Source organism: Bacillus sp. LR_5 (assembly GCF_042709275.1).
Window position 1 is genome coordinate 1 of sequence record NZ_JAVAXX010000038.1, and the last position, 20,794, is coordinate 20,794.

General features: G+C 45.9%; 16 protein-coding genes and 1 pseudogene. 5 read left to right on the top strand and 12 right to left on the bottom strand.

Features of this window, described 5'->3' with window-relative positions:
• Positions 1 to 828 (top strand): annotated as a pseudogene (locus RAC86_RS10940) (TetR/AcrR family transcriptional regulator); the annotation flags it as partial.
• Positions 829 to 846: 18 nt separating this feature from the next.
• Here RAC86_RS10940 and gatB read toward each other — a convergent pair.
• From gatB to gatC, 3 genes are read right to left on the bottom strand one after another with little or no spacing between them, the layout of a single operon-like run.
• Positions 847 to 2,277, bottom strand: coding sequence for an Asp-tRNA(Asn)/Glu-tRNA(Gln) amidotransferase subunit GatB (gene gatB / locus RAC86_RS10945; protein WP_003219444.1), 1,431 nt, complete (start codon positions 2,275 to 2,277; stop codon positions 847 to 849).
• A 13-nt stretch (positions 2,278 to 2,290) separates the two neighbouring features.
• Entirely contained in the window at positions 2,291 to 3,748 is a 1,458-nt protein-coding gene (gene gatA / locus RAC86_RS10950) for an Asp-tRNA(Asn)/Glu-tRNA(Gln) amidotransferase subunit GatA (RefSeq protein WP_003242878.1), read from the bottom strand.
• Positions 3,749 to 3,763: 15 nt separating this feature from the next.
• Complete coding sequence (gene gatC, locus RAC86_RS10955; protein ID WP_003219442.1) at positions 3,764 to 4,054, bottom strand: Asp-tRNA(Asn)/Glu-tRNA(Gln) amidotransferase subunit GatC; 291 nt, start codon at positions 4,052 to 4,054, stop codon at positions 3,764 to 3,766.
• A 414-nt stretch (positions 4,055 to 4,468) separates the two neighbouring features.
• On the opposite strand from gatC, the gene putP reads away from it, so the two are divergent.
• Together putP and RAC86_RS10965 are read left to right on the top strand one after the other, a co-directional pair.
• A complete protein-coding gene (putP, locus tag RAC86_RS10960) occupies positions 4,469 to 5,947 on the top strand; it encodes a sodium/proline symporter PutP (protein ID WP_014112937.1) in 1,479 nt (492 codons plus the stop codon).
• Positions 5,948 to 6,052: 105 nt separating this feature from the next.
• A complete protein-coding gene (locus RAC86_RS10965) occupies positions 6,053 to 6,751 on the top strand; it encodes an MgtC/SapB family protein (RefSeq protein ID WP_072181537.1) in 699 nt (232 codons plus the stop codon).
• Between the two features lie 37 nt (positions 6,752 to 6,788).
• On the opposite strand, the gene RAC86_RS10970 is transcribed toward RAC86_RS10965, so the two are convergent.
• The 5 genes from RAC86_RS10970 to pcrB all read right to left on the bottom strand — a co-directional run bounded on the left by RAC86_RS10970 (position 6,789) and on the right by pcrB (position 14,178).
• Positions 6,789 to 7,790, bottom strand: a complete 1,002-nt coding sequence (locus RAC86_RS10970; RefSeq protein WP_014112935.1) for a phosphotransferase enzyme family protein — start codon at positions 7,788 to 7,790, stop codon at positions 6,789 to 6,791.
• A gap of 184 nt (positions 7,791 to 7,974) precedes the next feature.
• Entirely contained in the window at positions 7,975 to 9,165 is a 1,191-nt protein-coding gene (locus RAC86_RS10975; protein ID WP_014112934.1) for a CamS family sex pheromone protein, read from the bottom strand.
• 15 nt (positions 9,166 to 9,180) lie between these two features.
• Positions 9,181 to 11,187, bottom strand: coding sequence for an NAD-dependent DNA ligase LigA (gene ligA, locus RAC86_RS10980; RefSeq protein ID WP_061186140.1), 2,007 nt, complete (start codon positions 11,185 to 11,187; stop codon positions 9,181 to 9,183).
• A gap of 23 nt (positions 11,188 to 11,210) precedes the next feature.
• Positions 11,211 to 13,430: a DNA helicase PcrA gene (gene pcrA, locus RAC86_RS10985; protein ID WP_014112932.1), complete on the bottom strand. Its 2,220-nt coding sequence runs from the start codon at positions 13,428 to 13,430 to the stop codon at positions 11,211 to 11,213.
• A gap of 61 nt (positions 13,431 to 13,491) precedes the next feature.
• Positions 13,492 to 14,178 carry a heptaprenylglyceryl phosphate synthase gene (gene pcrB / locus RAC86_RS10990; RefSeq protein WP_072565878.1) on the bottom strand — a complete coding sequence of 229 codons (687 nt, stop codon included), beginning with the start codon at positions 14,176 to 14,178 and terminating at the stop codon, positions 13,492 to 13,494.
• A gap of 245 nt (positions 14,179 to 14,423) precedes the next feature.
• Between pcrB and RAC86_RS10995 the strand changes: the two genes are divergently transcribed.
• A complete protein-coding gene (locus RAC86_RS10995) occupies positions 14,424 to 16,001 on the top strand; it encodes an FMN-binding glutamate synthase family protein (RefSeq protein WP_072565877.1) in 1,578 nt (525 codons plus the stop codon).
• A 37-nt stretch (positions 16,002 to 16,038) separates the two neighbouring features.
• Here RAC86_RS10995 and RAC86_RS11000 read toward each other — a convergent pair whose 3' ends face one another.
• From RAC86_RS11000 to RAC86_RS11010, 3 genes are read right to left on the bottom strand one after another with little or no spacing between them, the layout of a single operon-like run.
• Positions 16,039 to 16,353 (bottom strand): YerC/YecD family TrpR-related protein, encoded by a 315-nt coding sequence (locus tag RAC86_RS11000; RefSeq protein ID WP_003219429.1) that lies wholly within the window; start codon positions 16,351 to 16,353, stop codon positions 16,039 to 16,041.
• A 2-nt stretch (positions 16,354 to 16,355) separates the two neighbouring features.
• Entirely contained in the window at positions 16,356 to 17,351 is a 996-nt protein-coding gene (locus tag RAC86_RS11005; protein ID WP_014112928.1) for a DUF3048 domain-containing protein, read from the bottom strand.
• 26 nt (positions 17,352 to 17,377) lie between these two features.
• Positions 17,378 to 19,120 carry an adenine deaminase gene (locus tag RAC86_RS11010; protein WP_072565876.1) on the bottom strand — a complete coding sequence of 581 codons (1,743 nt, stop codon included), beginning with the start codon at positions 19,118 to 19,120 and terminating at the stop codon, positions 17,378 to 17,380.
• 129 nt (positions 19,121 to 19,249) lie between these two features.
• Between RAC86_RS11010 and RAC86_RS11015 the strand changes: the two genes are divergently transcribed.
• Positions 19,250 to 19,483 (top strand): YgaP family membrane protein, encoded by a 234-nt coding sequence (locus RAC86_RS11015; RefSeq protein ID WP_014112926.1) that lies wholly within the window; start codon positions 19,250 to 19,252, stop codon positions 19,481 to 19,483.
• Positions 19,484 to 19,497: 14 nt separating this feature from the next.
• On the opposite strand, the gene RAC86_RS11020 is transcribed toward RAC86_RS11015, so the two are convergent.
• Positions 19,498 to 20,772, bottom strand: coding sequence for an APC family permease (locus RAC86_RS11020; RefSeq protein WP_072565875.1), 1,275 nt, complete (start codon positions 20,770 to 20,772; stop codon positions 19,498 to 19,500).
• Between the last annotated feature and the right edge of the window lie 22 nt (positions 20,773 to 20,794).

A 20,794-nucleotide genomic window follows, 5' to 3' on the forward strand; every position in this document is an offset into this window, starting at 1 on the left:
ATTTATTTGCGAAAAAAGGATTTGCAGCTACGACGATCCAGGAAATCGCCAGTGAATGCGGTATCTCGAAGGGCGCTTTTTATTTGCACTTTAAATCGAAAGAAGCGCTGCTGTTATCTGCCTGTGAATATTACATCGGTATGTCTATGAAAAAAATGAAAAATATAGAAGAGGATCTCGCCGGAAAACCGCCTAAGGAAGTGCTAAAAAAACAAATTGGCGCTCAGTTTGAGGATTTTCGCGATCATAAAGATTTTATCGTTCTTTTGCTTAATGAAAATATCATTCCGGAGAATCAAGAAATCAAGCAATACTTTTACAACATAACCGCGGAAACGGATAAACTGTACCGGAACGCCTTGCTGACGTCTTATGGCGAAGGAATCGAGCGGTACGTAGCGGACCTCTCCATCATGGCAAGAGGCATTGTGCATTCCTATATGAATGTGATGGTATTTAACGGAGAGCTCAATATCGATGCAGAAGAAATCTCAGCCTTTATCATCGAGAGACTGGATGACCTCGTACAGGGACTGAGCCGTTCAACCCTCAATCCAATTGTGCCAAAAGACATTTTCAGACCGATGCCGGCGGGGAAAGACCAGCTCCTTGAGGACATTCAGAAAGTGAAAGAAAACAGCACGCTTCCCGAGGATATCACTGTATCGCTGGAGGTCATCGAGGAAGAACTGTCTCAGGATAAACCGCGCAAGCCGATTATTAAAGGCATGCTGTCCAATTTAACCGGAACCACCGACAAAGAAATTGAAAAGCTTCGGACTCTGATCTCTGTTTTCATCTCGATTTGACCATAAAAAAAGCAGCCTCTGGGGGCTGCTTTTTTTATTAGCGTTTTTTAATTTCTTCAAGCAGGATTTTGTTAACCATCGGCGGGTTGGCTTGTCCTTTGGACGCTTTCATAATCTGTCCAACAAGGAATCCGATCGCACGGTCTTTCCCGTTTTTAAAGTCTTCGATTGATTGAGGATTGTTGTCAAGCGCCTCTGTGACAAGCTTCAGAAGCACGCCTTCGTCAGAAATCTGAACGAGGCCTTTCTCTTTCACAATCTTCTCAGCGTCGCCGCCTTTTTCAATCAATTCCTTAAACACTTTCTTCGCGATCTTAGAAGAAATGGTTCCTTTTTCAATCAATTTGATCATGCCGGCAAGGCCTTCAGGTGTCAGCGCAACGTCAGCAAGCTCTTTTTGCTCAGCATTCAGATAAGCTGACACTTCACCCATCAGCCAGTTGGACGCTTGTTTGGCTTCAGCGCCTTTTTGAACGGTTTCTTCGAAGAAATCAGCCATTTCTTTTGTCAGCGTCAGAACCATCGCGTCATATGCAGGCAATCCAAGCTCTTCGATATAACGCTTGCGGCGCTCATCTGGAAGCTCAGGAATACTTGCTTTTACGCGTTCCTTCCATTCGTCATCAATGTAGAGCTCGACAAGGTCTGGCTCTGGGAAGTAACGATAGTCGTCAGATCCCTCTTTGACACGCATGAGAATGGTTTTCTTCGTTGCTTCGTCGTAACGGCGTGTTTCCTGCTGGATGACGCCGCCGGAGAGAAGAACCTGCTCCTGGCGTTTTTCTTCGTGTTCAAGACCTTTTTGAACAAACGCAAAGGAGTTCAAGTTTTTCAATTCTGTTTTTGTGCCGAATTCCTCTTGGCCGATCGGACGAAGAGAGATATTGGCATCACAGCGAAGTGAGCCTTCTTCCATTTTACAGTCAGAAACGCCAGTATATTGGATGATGGACTTCAGCTTTTCAAGATACGCGTACGCTTCTTCCGGCGTGCGGATATCCGGCTCTGATACGATCTCAACAAGCGGCGTTCCCTGGCGGTTGAAGTCAACAAGAGAATAGCCATCGCCTGTATGCGTCAGTTTTCCGGCATCTTCTTCAAGGTGAAGGCGTGTGATGCCGATGCGTTTTGTTTTTCCGCCGACTTCAATTTCGATCCAGCCGTTTTCGCCGATTGGCTTATCAAATTGAGAAATCTGATACGCTTTCGGGTTGTCCGGATAGAAATAGTTTTTGCGGTCAAACTTCGTATCCGTTGCGATCTCACAGTTGAGTGCCATAGCGGCTTTCATTGCGAATTCAACGGCTTCTTTGTTCAGAACAGGCAGGACGCCCGGGTATCCGAGGTCAATGACGCTTGTCTGCGTATTCGCCTCCGCGCCGAATGGCGTTGGAGAGCTTGAGAAAATTTTTGATTTTGTTTTTAACTCGACGTGGACTTCAAGTCCAATTACCGTTTCAAAGTTCAATTTTTTTCACCCCTTACAGTTCAGGTTTTGCTTTATGATGGTCTGTCGCTTGTTCAAAAGCATGAGCAACACGGTATACAGTGCTTTCATCAAAGTGTTTTCCGATGATTTGCAGGCCGAGCGGAAGTCCGTCTGCTAATCCGCATGGCACACTGATTCCCGGTACGCCGGCAAGGTTGACCGGAATCGTTAAGATATCGTTTGCGTACATTGTAAGCGGATCTTTCGTATTTTCACCGATTTTAAATGCTGGTGTCGGTGTCGTCGGTCCGACAATAACATCATATTTCTCAAATACGTCTTCGAAGTCTTTCTTAATCAAGGTACGCACTTTTTGCGCTTTTTTGTAGTACGCATCGTAGTAGCCTGAGCTTAAAGCGAACGTTCCGAGCATGATGCGGCGTTTGACTTCATTTCCGAAACCTTCAGCGCGCGTTTGCTTGTAAAGGTCGATCAGGTTGTCCGCGTTGTCTGTACGGTAGCCGTAGCGGATGCCGTCAAAGCGTGCAAGGTTGGCTGACGCTTCAGAAGATGACAGCAGGTAATATGTCGCAAGCGCGTATTTGCTGTGCGGAAGAGACACTTCTTCCCATGTAGCGCCGAGGCCTTCAAGAACTTTCAACGCGGCAAGTACAGATTCTCTCGCTTCTTTGCCGACACCTTCACCAAGGTATTCTTTCGGAACGGCGATTTTCAGTCCTTTGATATCGCCAGTTAATGAAGAAAGAAAATCAGGCACGTCCACATTTGCACTCGTGGAGTCCATTTTATCTACGCCGGAAATCGCTTGAAGCAAGAATGCGTTGTCCTCAACCGTACGAGTAATCGGCCCGATTTGGTCTAATGAAGACGCAAATGCGACGAGCCCGTAACGGGATACACGTCCGTATGTAGGCTTTAATCCGACTACGCCGCAGAAAGATGCAGGCTGACGGATGGAACCTCCTGTGTCAGATCCAAGAGAAAACGGAACTTCTCCCGCAGCAACCGCAGCCGCTGAACCGCCGCTTGAACCGCCGGGAACTGTATCTAAGTTCCAAGGGTTTTTCGTCAGCTTGTAAGCTGAGTTTTCGGTAGATGACCCCATGGCGAATTCGTCCATGTTCAATTTTCCGATTGTGACCGCTTCAGCGTCTTGAAGGCGCTGAACAACAGTAGCATCGTAGATCGGATCGAAGTTTTCGAGAATTTTGCTGGAGCATGTTGTGCGCAGCCCTTTTGTTACGATATTATCTTTTACGCCGATCGGCATACCAAAAAGAAGACCGTGCTCAGAACGGCCGTCAACCGCCTCGTCAAGCTCCTTCGCGTACGCGCGCGCTCTTTCTTCATCTAATGCCAAAAAGGCTTGTACCTTATCATCAACCGCTTGGATGCGTTTATAAGATTCGTCAACCAGATCAGAAATCTTAATCTCTTTTTTATGTATGAGCTGTTTTAATTCTGTGATTTTATGATCAAATAATGACATTCTTGTGTCCCTCCTTTAGTCCAAAATTGATGGCACACGAATATAGCCGTCTTTATGGTCAGGCGCATTTTTCATAACGTCCTCAACCGGAAGACCTTTACCCGCTTCATCTTCTCTCATGACATTTTTCATTTTCAGCACGTGAGTTGTAGGCTCCACATTGTCTGTGTTGACCTCATTAAGCTCCTCGGCAAATGAAATGATGCTGTCAAGCTGTTCAGTGAACATTTTTGCTTCTTCTTCAGTAATCGCAAGTCTTGCAAGGTGCGCAACGTGCTTTACTTCTTCTATTGAAATTCGTGACATATGATCCACCTCCACATATTTCTCCGTTAAGTCATATAATACTGATCATATCAAAAACAAGCCCTCTAAAGCAACAAAACACCTTGGGACAGGCCTGTGTTTTCGAGACAATACCCTATATATTTTATACTAAAAAGAGGCAAAGGAGAAACGAAATATTTTTCTGAATATTTTTACTTTTATTATTTTTTGAAAACGCTTCATTCTTTATTCCCTTCTAGGTTTGCAATAGTATTTTCAGCTGGTGATCCAGGTTTCATCGCTTGAATGGCCGGGAATACTTTGTTAGGTTAAGTTAACAAGTGCACCTGCAAATGAATGACTTTAGGGTTTGCACTTGCGCCAGGCTGCTTAACTGGCACCATCAATTTGAGAGGTGATGCAACATTATTAGAAATGAAGAGAGGGTAAAATGTGAGTATTGAAATTATTATATCGTTAGGAATTTATTTTACTGCCATGCTGTTAATCGGCTGGTACTCGTTTAAGAAAACAACTGATATCAACGATTACATGCTTGGAGGAAGAGGTCTCGGACCGTTTGTCACAGCTTTGTCTGCCGGAGCGGCGGATATGAGCGGATGGATGCTGATGGGAATTCCAGGAGCAATGTTTGCGACAGGCTTGTCGACACTATGGCTTGCACTCGGTTTGACAATCGGCGCGTATTCGAACTATCTTCTTTTGGCTCCGCGTCTTAGAGCGTATACGGAAGCGGCGGATGACGCGATTACGATTCCCGATTTCTTTGATAAACGATTCCAGCATTCTTCGTCAGTGCTGAAAATTGTATCAGCTTTAATCATTATGATCTTTTTCACACTGTATACTTCTTCAGGTATGGTATCAGGCGGAAGATTATTTGAATCTGCTTTTGGAGCCGATTATACACTTGGACTCCTGCTGACTGCAGGCGTTGTCGTGTTATATACACTGTTTGGCGGTTTCCTTGCTGTCAGTCTGACTGACTTTGTACAGGGTGCGATCATGTTTGCAGCACTAGTGCTTGTGCCGATCGTTGCTTTTACCCAGCTGGGCGGCGTTTCTCCTGCTTTACATGAGATTACAGCTGTAGACCCAAAGCTATTGGATATTTTTAAAGGCGCGAGCGTCATTAGCATTATTTCTTATTTGGCCTGGGGCTTAGGCTACTATGGCCAGCCTCATATCATCGTCCGTTTTATGGCGATTAAGCATATCAAGGATTTAAAACCTGCGCGCAGAATCGGTATGAGCTGGATGATTATCTCCATTCTTGGTTCAACCGTAACGGGTTTAGTCGGTGTGGCTTACGCACATAAATTCGGAGTTGCTGTAAGTGATCCTGAAACGATTTTCATTATTTTTTCTAAAATATTGTTCCATCCATTAATTACGGGATTTTTGCTGTCTGCTATTTTAGCAGCGATTATGAGTTCGATCTCTTCTCAGCTTCTGGTAACAGCGAGCGCAATGACAGAAGATTTATACCGGACATTTTTCAGACGTGAAGCATCAGATAAAGAATTGGTCATGACCGGCCGGCTGTCAGTATTGATTATCGCGGTCATTGCGATTCTCATGTCCTTGAATCCAAGCAGCACGATTCTTGATTTGGTTGGTTATGCGTGGGCCGGATTCGGTTCTGCTTTTGGACCTGCCATTTTACTGAGCCTGTATTGGAAACGGATGACTGAATGGGGCGCCCTTTCAGCCATGGTTGTGGGAGCTGCGACAGTATTAATTTGGATTACAACTGGTTTAGCTGACTCTACAGGCATCTATGAAATGATTCCAGGATTTTTCCTGAGTATGATTGCGGGTATTATCGGAAGCTTGATCACAAAACGTCCTGCAAAAGCCTCTTACCGTTTATTCGGTGTCATGGAAAAGCTGTTAAAACGCAAAAAGTAAGCAATAAGCCATCAAGCACTGCTTGGTGGCTTTTGTGCTCTTGTTTTGCTATAAATACTGTGAGAAAATCATATTTATTTAAAAACACCTTAGAGAAGGGGGAAGTTGCTGTTGAGCTGGTATATTGATCCTGATATATTATTAAAACTGGGCATTGCCACTTTGATAGGCATGGTCATCGGGCTTGAGCGCGAATTAAAAAATAAGCCGCTCGGATTAAAAACCTGTATCGTTATCGCCGTCAGCTCATGCATGCTGACGATCGTCAGTATTAATGCGGCATATCATTTCCCTAAATACTACCGCATCATGATGGATCCGCTGCGTCTGCCGGCACAAATCATCTCCGGCGTCGGGTTTATCGGAGCCGGTGTCATCTTGCGGAAAAGCAACGATGTCATTTCCGGCCTGACGACATCAGCTATGATCTGGGGGGCAGCAGGGCTCGGGCTGGCAACGGGAGCCGGATTTTATAAAGAAGCGTTTGCCAGTCTTCTGTTCATCCTGATCAGCGTGGAATTTCTCCCATGGGTGGTCAGAAAAATCGGTCCAGACCGCCTTCAGGAAAAAGACATCCGTATCAGAATGTCGCTTTCTGATAAAGACAAAATGACAGAGATTTTAAAAGAAATGAAAAGAAGAGATATCAAAACACACTCCGTCCGGATCGACGATCTGGGCGAAAAGGAATTTCCGATTATGGAAGTGAAAGTCCGCGTCCATAAAAACAGGTACACGACCGATGTCTACTATGACATTAAAGACATTGAAGGCGTAGTCGGCGTAAAGTGTGATACATTATAAAAGCCAATGGGACTGAATCCCATTGGCTTTTTTCTATCTACATCAGTGCGGAAAAATCAAATGCTGTGATCGGTGTGCCATTCTCTATATCTCTTCTGAAGCCGGCGAGCATTTCTTTTTCCTCTTCTCCTATTGCGTTAAGGTCAAACATCTGATGTAGCAGTCCATAAATCAGCATATGGCGGAGGCGGAGGAAATCAGGTATCCTTTCCAGCCATGCAGGATCAAGTTCATTTTTCTCCCAGTACCCTTTCATGAAATGCGTCATAAATTCTTCTGTAAACGCAGCTTTATCTTCATATGGCACAACCGGGTACCACAGCACATTGTAGAGGAGAATGCTGATATCGTTAATGAACCAATTATAGCCGATATCATCAAAATCAAATGCTGTGATTTTGCCATGATCCCAATGAAAATTGCCATGATGCAGATCCGCGTGCACCAAACCGTAGCTGTCCCGGCTTTTCGGCAGCCGCCGCAGTTCATTCATCAGAGAATCGGCTTGCTGAAACACTTTTGTCTGTTCTCCAGGCACATACTTTCTCAGCTTTAATTGCTCCTCTTCATCCCATTCCTGCCTTTTAAAAGCAGAATTGCTCAGTTTATAGCTTTTTGTCAGGCTGTGCATCTCGCCTGTGTATCTGCCAAGCTCATAAAATAGCGTTTCATTCCAGTCCGATTCATCTACTTTTTGCCCTGGCGCTTTCTCATACACTCTTAGTAAAAATGAACCGCCGTTTCCGTCCGGCACTTCTTCAACGTCTTTTCCGCCCAGCGACGGCAGCGGTTTGGCAACTGATAGCCCGCCTTCCGCAAGGTGACGAAGCCATTCCATTTCTCCCATAATATAATCAGAAGATCTCCGAATTGTATGGGTGATCTTTAAAATATAAGATTGATTGTCTTTCATAAATTCATATACATAGTTTTCCGCATCAGCCAGAAAACGCACCTGACTGTTTGAGAAACCGTATTTCATCGCAGCCTCTGCCAAAACCTGATCTTCATGAAATATGTTTTTGATTTCTTTATGCACGTCTAACTCCCTTTCTTTGCTATTGATTTGATATTGATTGTTTTCACACGAGTTCCAGCATCAACATACCTCCCCCTAATTTGTGTTTCGGCAGTAGCGAAAATGCATCTTTTTTCCTTTTCCTGCTAATTGTAACATAAAAAAACCCTTGCGCCATATTGGCACAAGGGTTCTGCTTTGTTTATCAGTCATAAATGTGAACAGTCGGCTCTTTATCTCCGGCATTGCGGATAATGACCGCTTCCTGTCCGTCTGAGGATGTGATATTGACTTCGACATCAACTGAGCTCTTGGAGTAGTAATCCATCACTTCACCCGTTAAAAACTGGGTAAACGCGACAACTTCACTTTTTCCGTAGAATTGCATTGGAATGTCAATCTTCATTTTCGACATTTCATCATTTTCATATAACGCTGTACCTACAACGCCTGTGTAGTTCGGGAAATATTCTTCAATTGCGTTTTTGAACCGCTTAAAGACCTCGGTGTCATCCGGGTATTTTTCTGCTGTCGTTGTATCCGCCGGATAAAATACATATTTTTCGTTTATGTCATCCCAGTTTGAGATATCCGTGGAGCCAGCTTTGACTTCTGTTTTGGCGATGAAGTTCCCCGGCACAATCGATGTTTTTGAAGCCTGCTTATAGAGCGCGACTGTGATCGGCACATTCTTCAGGTTATCTTTTTTACGGAGGCGGTTAATGACCTCTTGTGCGATTTTTTCTCCCTGCTCGCGAAGCGTGCTGTCCTTAATCTCCACTTCTTTTTGAGGGTCGCCTGTTTTTTCACGATAGTAATACACGGAGTTTAATGCCAGCCCGATCATCACGCCGCCAAGCTGGATGGAATTCTTGTCTTTTCTGACTAAATAATCGTGCTCCAGCATGGACGCTAAATAAACCGGGCTGTTTTCGTTCTTTTCTTCTGTTGAACCGGAGTTCGGAAGCGCTGGGTTCAAGCCTTCATTTTTGAAGTTTTTATCTTCTTTTTGGGCTTTTTTCAGATCAGAGCCTGTTTTTTTCCGTGCCAGCCAGCTTAATACTGTATCTTCATCTAAATATTGTCCTTCTTGGAACAGATAATCGTCAGTCGAGAAAGAATCTTGGGCAAGACGCATCAGCCCTGTTTCAAACTCATCAATGTCCAGTCTTGTATTCAGCTGTTCCGTTGTTAAGCCGCGCGCTTTTCCTGCCTTAAACGGCAGCACCATTTTGTAATAGGAGTCAGAGATATTATATTTCGGGACAATCGCTTTTTCTGACGATTTCGCCGTCTTTTGCGTGATCTCTTCCTCCTTATCCCCCCCAAAACCTGACGAACAGGCAGACAGCATTAACACTGCCGCCGTTGCCGCCATTGCCAACGTCTTTTTCAATAGAAAACACTCCTCTTATTTCTTTAGCTCTCCCATTAACTGTTCTTCATTCCACACTTCAATGTTCAGCTCTTGTGCTTTTGTGAGCTTGCTTCCCGCCGCTTCTCCGGCGATGACCAAGTCTGTGTTTTTGCTGACGCTTCCAGTCAGCTTGCCGCCTAGCGCTTCGATTTGCGCTTTGGCATCGTTTCTTGACAGTTCTTCCAGCTTTCCTGTCAGAACAATTGTTTTACCGGCAAAGTAAGAATCGCTGTCCTCTGCTTTTACTTTTTTCGGGCCTTTGTAAAGTGTGTTTACGCCCAGCTCCTGAAGTTCATTCAAGAGATCAAGCATTTCTTCTTTATGAAAATAAGTGATGACCGCATCAGCCATTTTTTCACCGATTTCATCGATCGCGAGAAGCTCCTCTTTTGAAGCTTTTTTCAGGTTCTCCAAGCTTTCAAAATGCATGGCAAGCGTCTTTGCGGCCTTTGAACCGATAAAGCGGATGCCGAGTCCGAATAGCAAGCGCTCTAACGAGTTCTCTTTTGATTTTTGGATGGAGCTAATCAGGTTTTCAGTGGATTTTTCGCCCATGCGTTCGAGCTGGATGACCTGTTCCTTCGTCAGCTTATACAAATCCGCCACATTGCGGACAAGGTTCTCATCAAACAGCTGTGTGATAACTCGTTCGCCAAGCCCGTCAATGTTCATGGCATTGCGGGAAACGAAATGGATCAGCCCTTCCCGGATTTGTGCCGGACATTCAGGATTAATGCAGCGAAGCGCCACTTCTCCTTCGATGCGGACGAGTTCGCTCCCGCATTCAGGACATTCCGTCGGCATGCTGAATTCCTTTTCTTCTCCTGTGCGCTGTTCAACAAGGACGTTCACGACTTCCGGAATGATATCGCCCGCTTTTTTAATGACGACCTTATCTAATATCCGAATATCCTTCTCTTTAATTAAATCTTCGTTATGAAGGGATGCTCTTGAGACCGTTGTGCCGGCAACTTTTACCGGCTCAAGAATGGCGGTCGGCGTAATTACACCCGTTCTGCCGACATTTAATTCGATGTCGAGAAGCTTTGTCACGACCTCTTCAGCAGGAAATTTATAGGCGATGGCCCAGCGCGGGCTTTTCGCCGTAAAACCGAGCTCCTCCTGCTGATCAAGAGAATCAACTTTAATCACGATGCCGTCAATTTCATACGGGAGGTCAGCGCGCTTAGCCTGAAACTCATCGATCAGTGCAATAACTTCTTCTATGCTGTCGCATTTTTTTCGTTCCTGGTTTGTTTTAAATCCGATTTCGTCGAGAAAATCAAGCCCCTGGCTTTGCGTCTCCACACCCATCTCGTCAAGCTCCGCTATACTGTAGACGAAGATATCGAGGTTTCGTTTCGCTGCAATTTTCGGATCGAGCTGTCTGAGTGATCCCGCGGCGGCATTTCGCGGATTGGCGAACGGTTCTTCTTCGTTTTTGATCCGTTCCTCATTGAGCGCTTCAAACGAACGCTTCGGCATATACGCCTCGCCGCGCACTTCGATCGACAGATCACGTTTCATTTTGAGCGGAATATTGCGGATCGTCTTCAGATTCTCCGTAATATCCTCTCCCGTCGTTCCGTCACCTCTTGTGGCTCCTCTGACAAAATAGCCGTCTTCATAACGGAGAGAAACAGCAAGACCGTCTATTTTCAGCTCCACATTATACGCCACATCGTCGCCGACGGCCTGGCGCACCCGGCGGTCGAAATCACGAAGATCATCGGCATTAAAGGCGTTGCCCAGACTGAGCATCGGCGTGCCGTGTGTGACTTTCTGAAACGCTTCAAGCACGGCTCCGCCGACACGCTGCGTAGGAGAGTCAGGTGTTCTGAGGTCTGGATGCTCCTCCTCGATCGCAATCAGCTCCTGCATCAATCTGTCGTATTCGGCATCAGGGACGCTCGGTTCATCTAAGGTGTAATATTCATAGCTATACTTGTTGATGGTGCGGCGCAGTTCGTCTGCCCGCTGCTTCGCTGTTTCTTTGTCCATCTGCTTCTTCCTTTCCTCTTCAATTACTGCTTTTCAATAGGAGCAAATGCTGCTAACAGGCGTTTCACGCCGACTGGGCTTGGGAAGGCAATATCGAGCTCCGTCCCTTCTCCTTCGCCTTTCACGCTGACGACAGTTCCTGTTCCCCATTTTTTATGGCCGGCCTTATCTCCCACTGCCCAGTTTAAGGTGTCGCCGCCTGTTTTGCTGGCGTAGGATACCGGACGTGAAACAGGGCCGCGTCTCGGCTGCATTTTTCTCGCAGACGGCGCTCTCGTTTCTTTTTTCTCATTTAGGTTTTCCAATAAATCATCCGGTATTTCAGCAATAAAGCGAGATTCCGGGTTCATATTTGTTCGGCCAAACAAGGTGCGCATTTTGGCATTGGTCAGATAAAGCTCCTGCTCCGCCCTTGTAATCCCAACGTAAGCAAGGCGGCGTTCTTCTTCCATTTCCGCTTCCTCCATTAATGAACGGCTATGCGGGAAGACGCCTTCTTCAAGCCCCATCAAGAAAACAACCGGAAACTCCAATCCTTTTGCGGCGTGCAGTGTCATCAGGGTGATTGCATCCTTGCCGCCTGACTCTTCCTCTTTCTGGTCGAGCTGATCAATATCTGCAATCAGCGCCAAGTCTGTCAGAAACGCAACAAGTGTCTTATCTTCACTTTTCTGTTCAAAGTTTTTCGTAACAGACAGGAACTCGTCGATGTTTTCTAAACGGCTTTGAGCTTCGATTGATTTCTCAGCCTTCAGCATTTCTCTGTATTCCGTCTTATCAAGAATTTCTTCTGTCAGCTCTGTAATGGATAAGTAATCCTGCATATTGGTCAGGTTTTCAATCATCTGCCTGAAGCTGTCAAGCGCGTTGGCTGCCTTGGCGCTGACGCCGATAAAATCAACCTGCTGAATGGCTTGGAAGAATGATAAGCCGTTCATCGCCGCATACGAAGCGATTTTTTCAAGTGATGTCGCACCGACTCCGCGTTTCGGCACATTGACAATGCGCGTGAAACTGATATCGTCATCTGGATTGGATACGAGGCGCAGGTACGCGAGAATGTCTTTAATTTCTTTTCTGTCATAGAACTTTGTGCCGCCGACAATGTTATAGTTCAAGCCTGCTTTGAGAAGCGTTTCCTCAATCACACGGGACTGCGCGTTTGTCCGGTACAAAATGGCGATATCCGACAGCTTCCGCTTGCCTGAGCTGTGAAGCTGATGAATCTTACCGGCCACAAACTGTCCTTCGCCGAACTCATTATCTCCGCGGTAATAAGAAATTTTGATGCCTTCATCGTTTTCCGTCCACAAATTTTTCGGTTTGCGGTTTGAGTTGTTTTTGATGACCTCGTTAGCCGCACGCAAGATCCGTTTCGTTGAACGGTAATTTTGTTCAAGCAAAATCACGCTGGCGTTCGGGTAATCCTTTTCAAAAGAAAGGATGTTGGCGATATCCGCGCCGCGCCATCTGTAGATCGACTGATCAGAGTCCCCGACAACGCAAAGGTTCTGGAAACGCTCTGCAAGCTGCTTAACAAGCATGTATTGGGCTCTGTTCGTATCTTGATACTCATCGACGTGGATGTACTGGAATTTGCGCTGATAAAATTCAAGCACTTCCGGTACACGGTCAAACAATTTAATGGTCGTCATAATCAAGTCGTCGAAATCAAGCGATTGATTTTTCAGCAGTTTCTTCTGATAATCAGTGTATACATCGCTGACGACCTGATCATAGTAGCCGCCTGCAACTTTAGAGAATTCTTCCGGTTCGGTCAATTCGTTTTTCGCACTGCTGATTGTGCCGAGAATGCTTCTTGGGTCAAACTTCTTCGGATCAAGATTGCGCTCCTTCAAAATCCCCTTGATGACTGAAAGCTGGTCTGCCGTATCGAGGATGGAGAAATTGCGGTTGATCCCGATCCGGTCGATATCTCTGCGCAAGATCCGCACGCACATGCTGTGGAATGTGGAAATCCAGATATCGTCCGCGCCCGGTCCGAGAATGCTTTCCACACGTTCTTTCATTTCGCGTGCTGCTTTATTTGTAAATGTGATCGCCAGAATGTTCCACGGCGCCACATGCTTTTCCGCCATTAAATAAGCGATTCTGTGTGTCAGGACACGCGTCTTTCCGCTTCCCGCTCCCGCCATCAGCAAGAGAGGCCCGTCCGTTGTTTTGACAGCTTCCTGCTGAACGGGGTTTAATCCGCTTAATAATTGATTGCTAATATAATTCAAAATTTGTTCACCCGCCTATACAAAACATATGTTCTATCATAAACCAAATCCGTACAATTTACTACTCGCCTTTCACAGCCGCTACTGTTTTCAAAGCCCGGTCAAAATCTTCATACACCGCATTGCCAACCACAATCACGTCAGCATGCTCAGCATACTGCTTTGCCGTTTCCGCATCCTTGATGCCGCCGCCGTAAAACAAGGTGGACGTTTCCAATACAGCCTTCGTTTTCTTCACTGCTTCTATGTCTCCAAGCACGCCGCTGTATTCCAAATAAAAAATTGGAAGATGCAGCAGTTCAGACACACGCGCATAGGCGACAATATCGTCAATACTCAGATCAGCATCCGCTTCAGTCAGTGCCGCCGCTTTGCAATCAGGATTAGCGATGCAGTAGCCTTCCGCCACGATTTCTTCCATAGACATCAGTTCTCCGTATTCCTTCATGGCTTTCTGGTGCATTCCGACAATCCAGTCTGTGTTTTTGCTGTTTAATACGCTCGGAATAAAATATAAGTCAAAGCCGGGAACGATTGCTTCTATCGCTGACACCTCAAGGACACACGGCACCAAAAACCGTCTCACCTTAGACATCATCCGCAGGACATTGTCCTCTGTCACACCATCGCTTCCTCCGATAATGACCGCATCCGTTCCTGATTCACAAAGAATCTCCAGCTGTTCATCAGGCAAATCTTTATTTGGATCGAGTTTAAAGACATGCTTCCACTCCGTTACATCGTACACGTCATACGTTCCTCCATTCGTTTGTTACCATTTAAACATTATAACAAATTCACCTAGCGCGGAAAAACGGAAAAAGCCGTTAATCTCGTTATTCACTGAAAAAGGTATTTTGATTCTTTTTCCATAAAAAAGAGAGCTCCAGAAAGCCTTCAATAGCTTCAAGGTCTGGGCAAAAGATTCCCTTTTGTTATTGTTTGGAAAGTGTTCAACTGTGGAAATGGATACATAAAAAGGGAGGCTGACAGATGGAATCCATCATTATTGCGCTCATCGCATTTATTATCGGGATTATTGCCATCCCCATCGTTTTGTTTGTATGGATCTACATAAAGGATGAAAAACAGGAGGAGCATTCGATTCTCCGCAACTATCCCGTCATCGGAAGGTTTCGATATATCTTTGAAAAAATCGGGCCGGAGCTCAGGCAGTATTTATACAGCAATGACAATGAGGAGCAGCCCTTTTCCCGAAAGGAATATGAACAAACCGTCATCTCGGGCAAATATAAAAGCAGAATGATGGGCTTTGGATCTGTAAGAGATTTTGATAAACCGGGTTTTTATATCCGTAACGCTCTTTTTCCGAAACAAAAAGAAGAAATGCATGTAAACCAAACGCCTAAAATCGAAACCCAAATCTATAAAATCGATGCTGACAATCTATTCAAACGCAAGGAACACACCGAACATATTAAGGCTGATCCGTATTTTCTCCACCCTGATGATGTGCAGGTGATCGGTGAGCATACATGCGAGAAGCCTTTTTATGTGAAGGGATTAGTCGGCCAGTCTGCCATGAGCTACGGTTCCCTTGGAGAACGGGCGATTACGGCGCTCTCAAAAGGGCTTCATCAGGCAGGCGGCACATGGATGAATACCGGTGAAGGAGGATTATCTGAGTATCACTTAAAAGGCAATGCCGATATCATTTGCCAAATCGGACCGGGGCTTTTTGGCGTACGCAAAAGAAACGGAGAATTTTCATGGGAGGAGTTTAAAAGAAAAAGCAGGCTTGACCAAATTAAAGCCTTTGAACTGAAGCTGGCGCAAGGAGCGAAAACCCGCGGCGGCCATGTGGATGGCGCCAAGGTATCAGAAGAAGTGGCAGACATTCGGAATGTCGAACCGGGGAAATCGATTGACAGCCCGAACCGCTTTTATGAATTTTCAAGCGCTCCCGAAATGCTCGACTTTATTGAGAAACTTAGAGATGTCGGGCAAAAGCCAGTCGGAATCAAAATTGTTGCAGGCCATCCTGACGAATTGCACGAACTTTTCTCCCATATGCAGAAAAGCGGACAGCATCCAGACTTTATCACGATCGACGGGAGCGAAGGCGGTACCGGCGCTTCCTTTTATGAGCTCGCTGACACAGTCGGCCTACCGATTATGACAGCGCTGCCTATTGTTGATACGCTCCTTAGACAATATGGCTTGCGCGGCCAGCTGAAAATCTTTGCTTCCGGGAAACTCCTGACTCCTGACAAAATCGCGGTCGCTTTAGCCCTCGGCGCTGACTTTGTCAACATTGCACGGGGCATGATGTTTTCAGTCGGCTGCATCCGCGCTCTCGTCTGCCACACCAACACTTGTCCGGCAGGTGTGGCGACAACAGATCCAAAACTGCAAAAAGCACTGAGCGTTGAGGAAAAACAGCATCGTGTCTGCAATTACGTCATTTCGCTGCGCGAGGGGCTGTTTAACCTTGCAGCCGCAGCGGGCATCAATTCGCCGGTCCGCTTTTCCAAGGAGCATGTTGTCTATCGAAAAGAGGATGGCAGCATCGTCGACATCGACAAACTGATCCACCAATTTGTTTCATAAAGAAACCGCCCATGCCGAACGGCAGGGCGGTTCTCTGTCATTTAGAAGAAGACTCAGTTTCAGTTTCCTTCACACGGTCAAGCGCCATTTCATAAGCGTCATTTCCGTAATTTAAGCAGCGTTTCACACGGGAAATCGTAGCCGTGGAAGCACCTGTTTCTGTTTCAATCTTATGATACGTGTTTCCTTCGCGAAGCATGCGCGCCACTTCAAGACGCTGAGCCAGCGATTGAATTTCGTTAATTGTGCAAAGATCATCGAAGAACCGGTAACATTCCTCCAGGTCTTTCAGCGATAAGATCGAGTTGAATAACTGGTCCAGCTCTTTGCCGCGTAATTTATCGATTTGCATCGTTACACACCTTCTCCTTTACTAATGGAAGCCGCATCGAGATCAGGCACGATATTAATCCAAGTCTTTCCTGGCACAAACGGCAGCCATTTGCCGTCTTTTACCGGCACAATTCTACCGTTTACTTGTTTCCAGTCTGTTTCAATAACGTTTCCGTGCTGAAACAACAGACCTTTGCCCCCTGATTCCAGGTCGATGTCCCGCCTTCCATCTTGATCAATAGTATGATGGCTGGCTTCAACAATGAAAATATTTTGCATTGCAACCGGCTTTCCGGTTTCCCGGTCTGTCGTTATGACACCATCAGAGCTTCTTGTATAAGCTTCAGCTTTTTTATCATATTTGTATTCGACAAGATTTGTAACGTTCTTTGTTCCATAATCTACCCGAACATTGTAAGATTCATTTGCAGGTTTTGCTTCTGATGTTTGAAACAGCAGCGGATCTGTTTCCCGCTTCAGCTCATATCCCTTTTGTTCCGCCGCCTTTTTTATGTAATCATAAGACGTGTAGGAATTGTGGGGCGGTTTGCTAAAATCAGCTCTCCAAAATAAGCTTCCGTCAAAATCCAATCCGTTAATATAATCGGCAGCTCCGGATTCCAGCTGCTCTTTGGCGCCGGGACTCCAGCCGTGATGAACAAATATGCTGTCAAAGCCATTGCTGAGAGTGACGAAATATTCCCGCGCGCTTCGCACAGGTCCGACAGTTTCAGGCATCTGGCTTTGGAAAATGGCCAGAAATCTTGTAATTTGCCCTTCGGCCAGCGCTTCTATGACAATGTCGGCTTTAGACAGTCCTGATTGCGGCCTCGCCTTCGGGTGATTGTTCACCACAACAGCAACAGGCCGGCGTTCAGTCACCTTCTGTTCAGTCTCCAGTCCCGTCAAAGGAGCTTTCAGCTTCTTTTCAGCATCCGGGACAGCATCCTTCTGCTGGCAGGATACCAGCAGAAAAAACACGAAACACAGCACGCAACCTGTCATCCATTTTTTCATATGTCGGCTCCCCGCTCTTTTATATTTTAACGCATTATCGATGGAAAGAGTACAGTTTTTTTCATGACGTCGAAGATTCCTCTCGGCGTAATGCGTATATACGGAAGGTGCGTACTTTGCAAAAAGAGCAGCGTATAGACGGGATCACAATACTCGTAGCCTCTTTCAGTCAAAAGATCTCTCAGCTTTTGTTCCTTCTCCAGCACGTCTTCATACGCTTCCGAAGAGGCGCAGCCACACAGCGCAAGCGGAATTTCATGCAGAATGTTCCCGTTTTCCGCAAGGACGATTCCTCCCCCGATCTCTTTCATGCGGGCGAAAGCGAGCAGCATATCCGCTTTATTTTTTCCGATCGCGACAATATCGCCTGTCGTCGTAAAGGAGCTCACAAATCCCTGCACGCTTGAGGCAAAGCCTTTTATCATCGTATTGACGCGCCATTTCCCATGTCTGTCAAGCATCGTCAAATAACTTTCATCATGGTCAAATGAGAGCTGTTCCATCGAATTGTCGATCTCAATCATATACGGCTCCATAATGACCGCATTCCGCATTTTCACGCCCATCGGCATGGAAAACTGCAAATCATCCATCGTCATATCATATGAAAGCTCAAGCGGGACAAGACCGCCTTTGCTCCAACCCGTCTTTGTAAACGCCTTCAAATCACAGCCGTCTTCACGAAGGATGGTCCCTTTTGACAGAACGGTCACGGGATTCGGGTTTAACGGATCTGCAAGTATATTTAGCGATGCCAGCCTTCCCGGTCCGACCACTCCTAAATAATCATCCATTTGGTAATACTTTGCGATATTAAATGATGCCATATTGTAGGCATCGATTGCCGGAACTCCTTCTTCTAACGCGATGCGGATCAGTTCGTTTGTCATGCCGCCTTTATAGAAATTCGGCGTCGCGCCGTCTGTCGTGTAAAAGAAATGGTCATAATAGCGGAAACCCTTCTCATGCAGCTCCTGCAAGATTTTTCTTACATCAGGGCGAATGGAAGAGTTCCGAAGAGAAACATAGTAGCCTAGTTCCAGCCTTCTCATCACTTCATCACCTGTCATCGCTTCATGATCACAATCCGCTCCGAACAGCTTCATTTTTGTAAGCGTTTTATCTGAAGCGCCGGGAAAATGCCCTTCAATGCGTTTCCTCTGCTTCTTTGTAGCTTGCATGCAGTGAAGCATTAAATCATCACCATCTACCAAACGAGGCCATCCGGTCATTTCTCCGCCTTGAATCACATCCGGATGTTCAATCCACTGCTTTCTGACATCAAACGGAAGAACGTGATCCTCATTCAGAACCTCGGTCTGGAGGTCATAGCGTGACCACCAAAAATATTGAACAGGCTGCTTTTTGAGTTCATTTAAAATGGTAAGCGCTTTCTTTTTTCCGCTTTGTAAAAGCAAAAATAAGTTATCATTCACAAATGTCGTTGTTCCGTATTGAGACACATATTCCGCCAGCGTTTGGGGATTATATATTTGAAAAGGATGTGCGTGCGGTTCGATATACCCTGGCACAATGTATTTTCCTTCACAATCAATCGTATGAATTTCTTCGGCTCTATTCGGAAGTTCATGACCCACATAAACAATGCGGTCCTGATAAATCCAAATGTTTTTTTTCAGCCATTGTTTTACATATGGATTTAAGACGAGAGCATTCCGTAAAAGGAGCGTTGGAAGCAGCTTTGAGTCTACAACATCAACCTGTGCCCTGATGTCTTTGTTTTTCCAGTTAAAGGTGCGTTCGGACATTCACATACTCTCCTTTACATGTATTAGACTCATGTTATCACATCCTTCCTCATCACGCACGGTTAAAACGTTACAAATTTTTGAAGGTTCAATTAAAAAAATTTTTTAAGTGAAAAGGAGCGGATTTCCATGAAGCCAAACATCAGTCTCGTTAATGCCGTCTTCAGAATCGCCTGCGGACTGACGATTATGTCAGCCGCCAGCGCAAAGTTTACAAAAAAGCCTTGGTGCAGAATGCACCTCTTTTACATCTTTATGGGGGCTTTGAAAGCAGGTTCGGGAATTTTGCGCTTCTGCCCTGTGACCTACATGGTTCAAAACAGCGCTTCCGGCAATAACGAACAGGAGCATCAAAACAGATAAACAAAAAAGCTTGCTCACGAAACGTGATCAAGCTTTTTCTCACGGCATTCCTTTGTCTTCATATAGAGGTACCCTGCAGCTGCCAGTGCTGCCGGATAAAGGAGTGCCCAGCCGCTGAAAGAGTAAATCACTGCGCACGCCGCAAACGCCCCGAACGCCATCCACCAGTTTGAATCTCTCCAGCTCAGCAGCTTCAGCGCTGCCGCCATTGTACATATGTAAGATGCGATGAATGCCGCACTCGGCCCTTTTAACAGAGTTGTCAAATCGATTTGAAACAAGCCATATGAACCAAGCACTAAGCCAAACACTGCGGCAAGCGCTGTTAATACACGGATAGGCGTATGTTTTGTCTCACTGAGTTTCCCGAAATATACAGGAATGTGCCCCTCTCTCGCTAAGGCGTACACCATTCTGGAAAAACCAGCAATATTGGCATGAATGGTGGCGAATGTGATAAACAGTGCTAAACATACCGTTACATATACTCCGCTTTCCCCGGCTCCTTTTGAGATGAGCATGGCCAGCGATGCGATTTCTCCATTCTCTCCATATGAATGAGTCCCCACCGTCACAAATGACAGCATGATATACAACCCTGCCACACAAGCCGCTCCCAAGAACAAGCTGATTGGAACATCTTTTTCAGGACGATGAAATTCCTCAGCCAATGGGGTAATCATTTCCCAGCCTACAAAAGAGAAAAAAATCATAACTGAAACAGATCCCGCGGCAGACCAACCATGCGGAAGAAACGGTTCGAATTCTGCTGCTTTAACGTGAGGCAGTGACACGGCAACAGAAGTGACAAGCAGAAATACGATGACACAAATGACGAGTGTACTGATGTTCGCGGATAGTTGAATGCCTCTCATATGAAGCAAAATGGAGACAGCCAGCATACAGCATGCAATCAAAGTAATCTGCCAATCCGAAGCCTCTGTAACGTAACTGACGTAATGCGCGCCAGTCAAAGCGATGACGGGAACGCCGATTGGAACGGACCCTAACATGATCCAGCCCAAAACCGCGCCGGCTTTTTTCTGAAAAGCCAGCTGCACGTAAGCCGTGATTCCTCCCGCGCTGGGTGCTATTTTCACAAGCCGGGCCAGTGTGCCGACAAGAAGAAAAGATAAGAAAGACATGAACACCCAAACAAATAAAGAAGCCGGACCGGCTGCGTCAGCAGTGACTGACGGAAGGATTAATATCCCGCAGCCTAAAACGGCCCCAATCGTTAATGCCGTCCCTTGTATCCAAGTGATCGAACGCTGCAATTCTGGCAACATGATGCCTCCTCTCCCGTTGATG

What these genes read in the sequence shown, in the direction of transcription:
- gatA (WP_003242878.1), bottom strand. Translation starts at nt 3,748, where the DNA reads ATGTCATTATTTGATCATAAAATCACAGAATTAAAACAGCTCATACAT.
- gatC (WP_003219442.1), bottom strand. Translation starts at nt 4,054, where the DNA reads ATGTCACGAATTTCAATAGAAGAAGTAAAGCACGTTGCGCACCTTGCA.
- ligA (WP_061186140.1), bottom strand. Translation starts at nt 11,187, where the DNA reads ATGGACAAAGAAACAGCGAAGCAGCGGGCAGACGAACTGCGCCGCACC.
- RAC86_RS10995 (WP_072565877.1), top strand. Translation starts at nt 14,424, where the DNA reads ATGGAATCCATCATTATTGCGCTCATCGCATTTATTATCGGGATTATT.
- RAC86_RS11000 (WP_003219429.1), bottom strand. Translation starts at nt 16,353, where the DNA reads ATGCAAATCGATAAATTACGCGGCAAAGAGCTGGACCAGTTATTCAAC.
- RAC86_RS11005 (WP_014112928.1), bottom strand. Translation starts at nt 17,351, where the DNA reads ATGAAAAAATGGATGACAGGTTGCGTGCTGTGTTTCGTGTTTTTTCTG.
- RAC86_RS11010 (WP_072565876.1), bottom strand. Translation starts at nt 19,120, where the DNA reads ATGTCCGAACGCACCTTTAACTGGAAAAACAAAGACATCAGGGCACAG.
- RAC86_RS11015 (WP_014112926.1), top strand. Translation starts at nt 19,250, where the DNA reads ATGAAGCCAAACATCAGTCTCGTTAATGCCGTCTTCAGAATCGCCTGC.
- RAC86_RS11020 (WP_072565875.1), bottom strand. Translation starts at nt 20,772, where the DNA reads ATGTTGCCAGAATTGCAGCGTTCGATCACTTGGATACAAGGGACGGCA.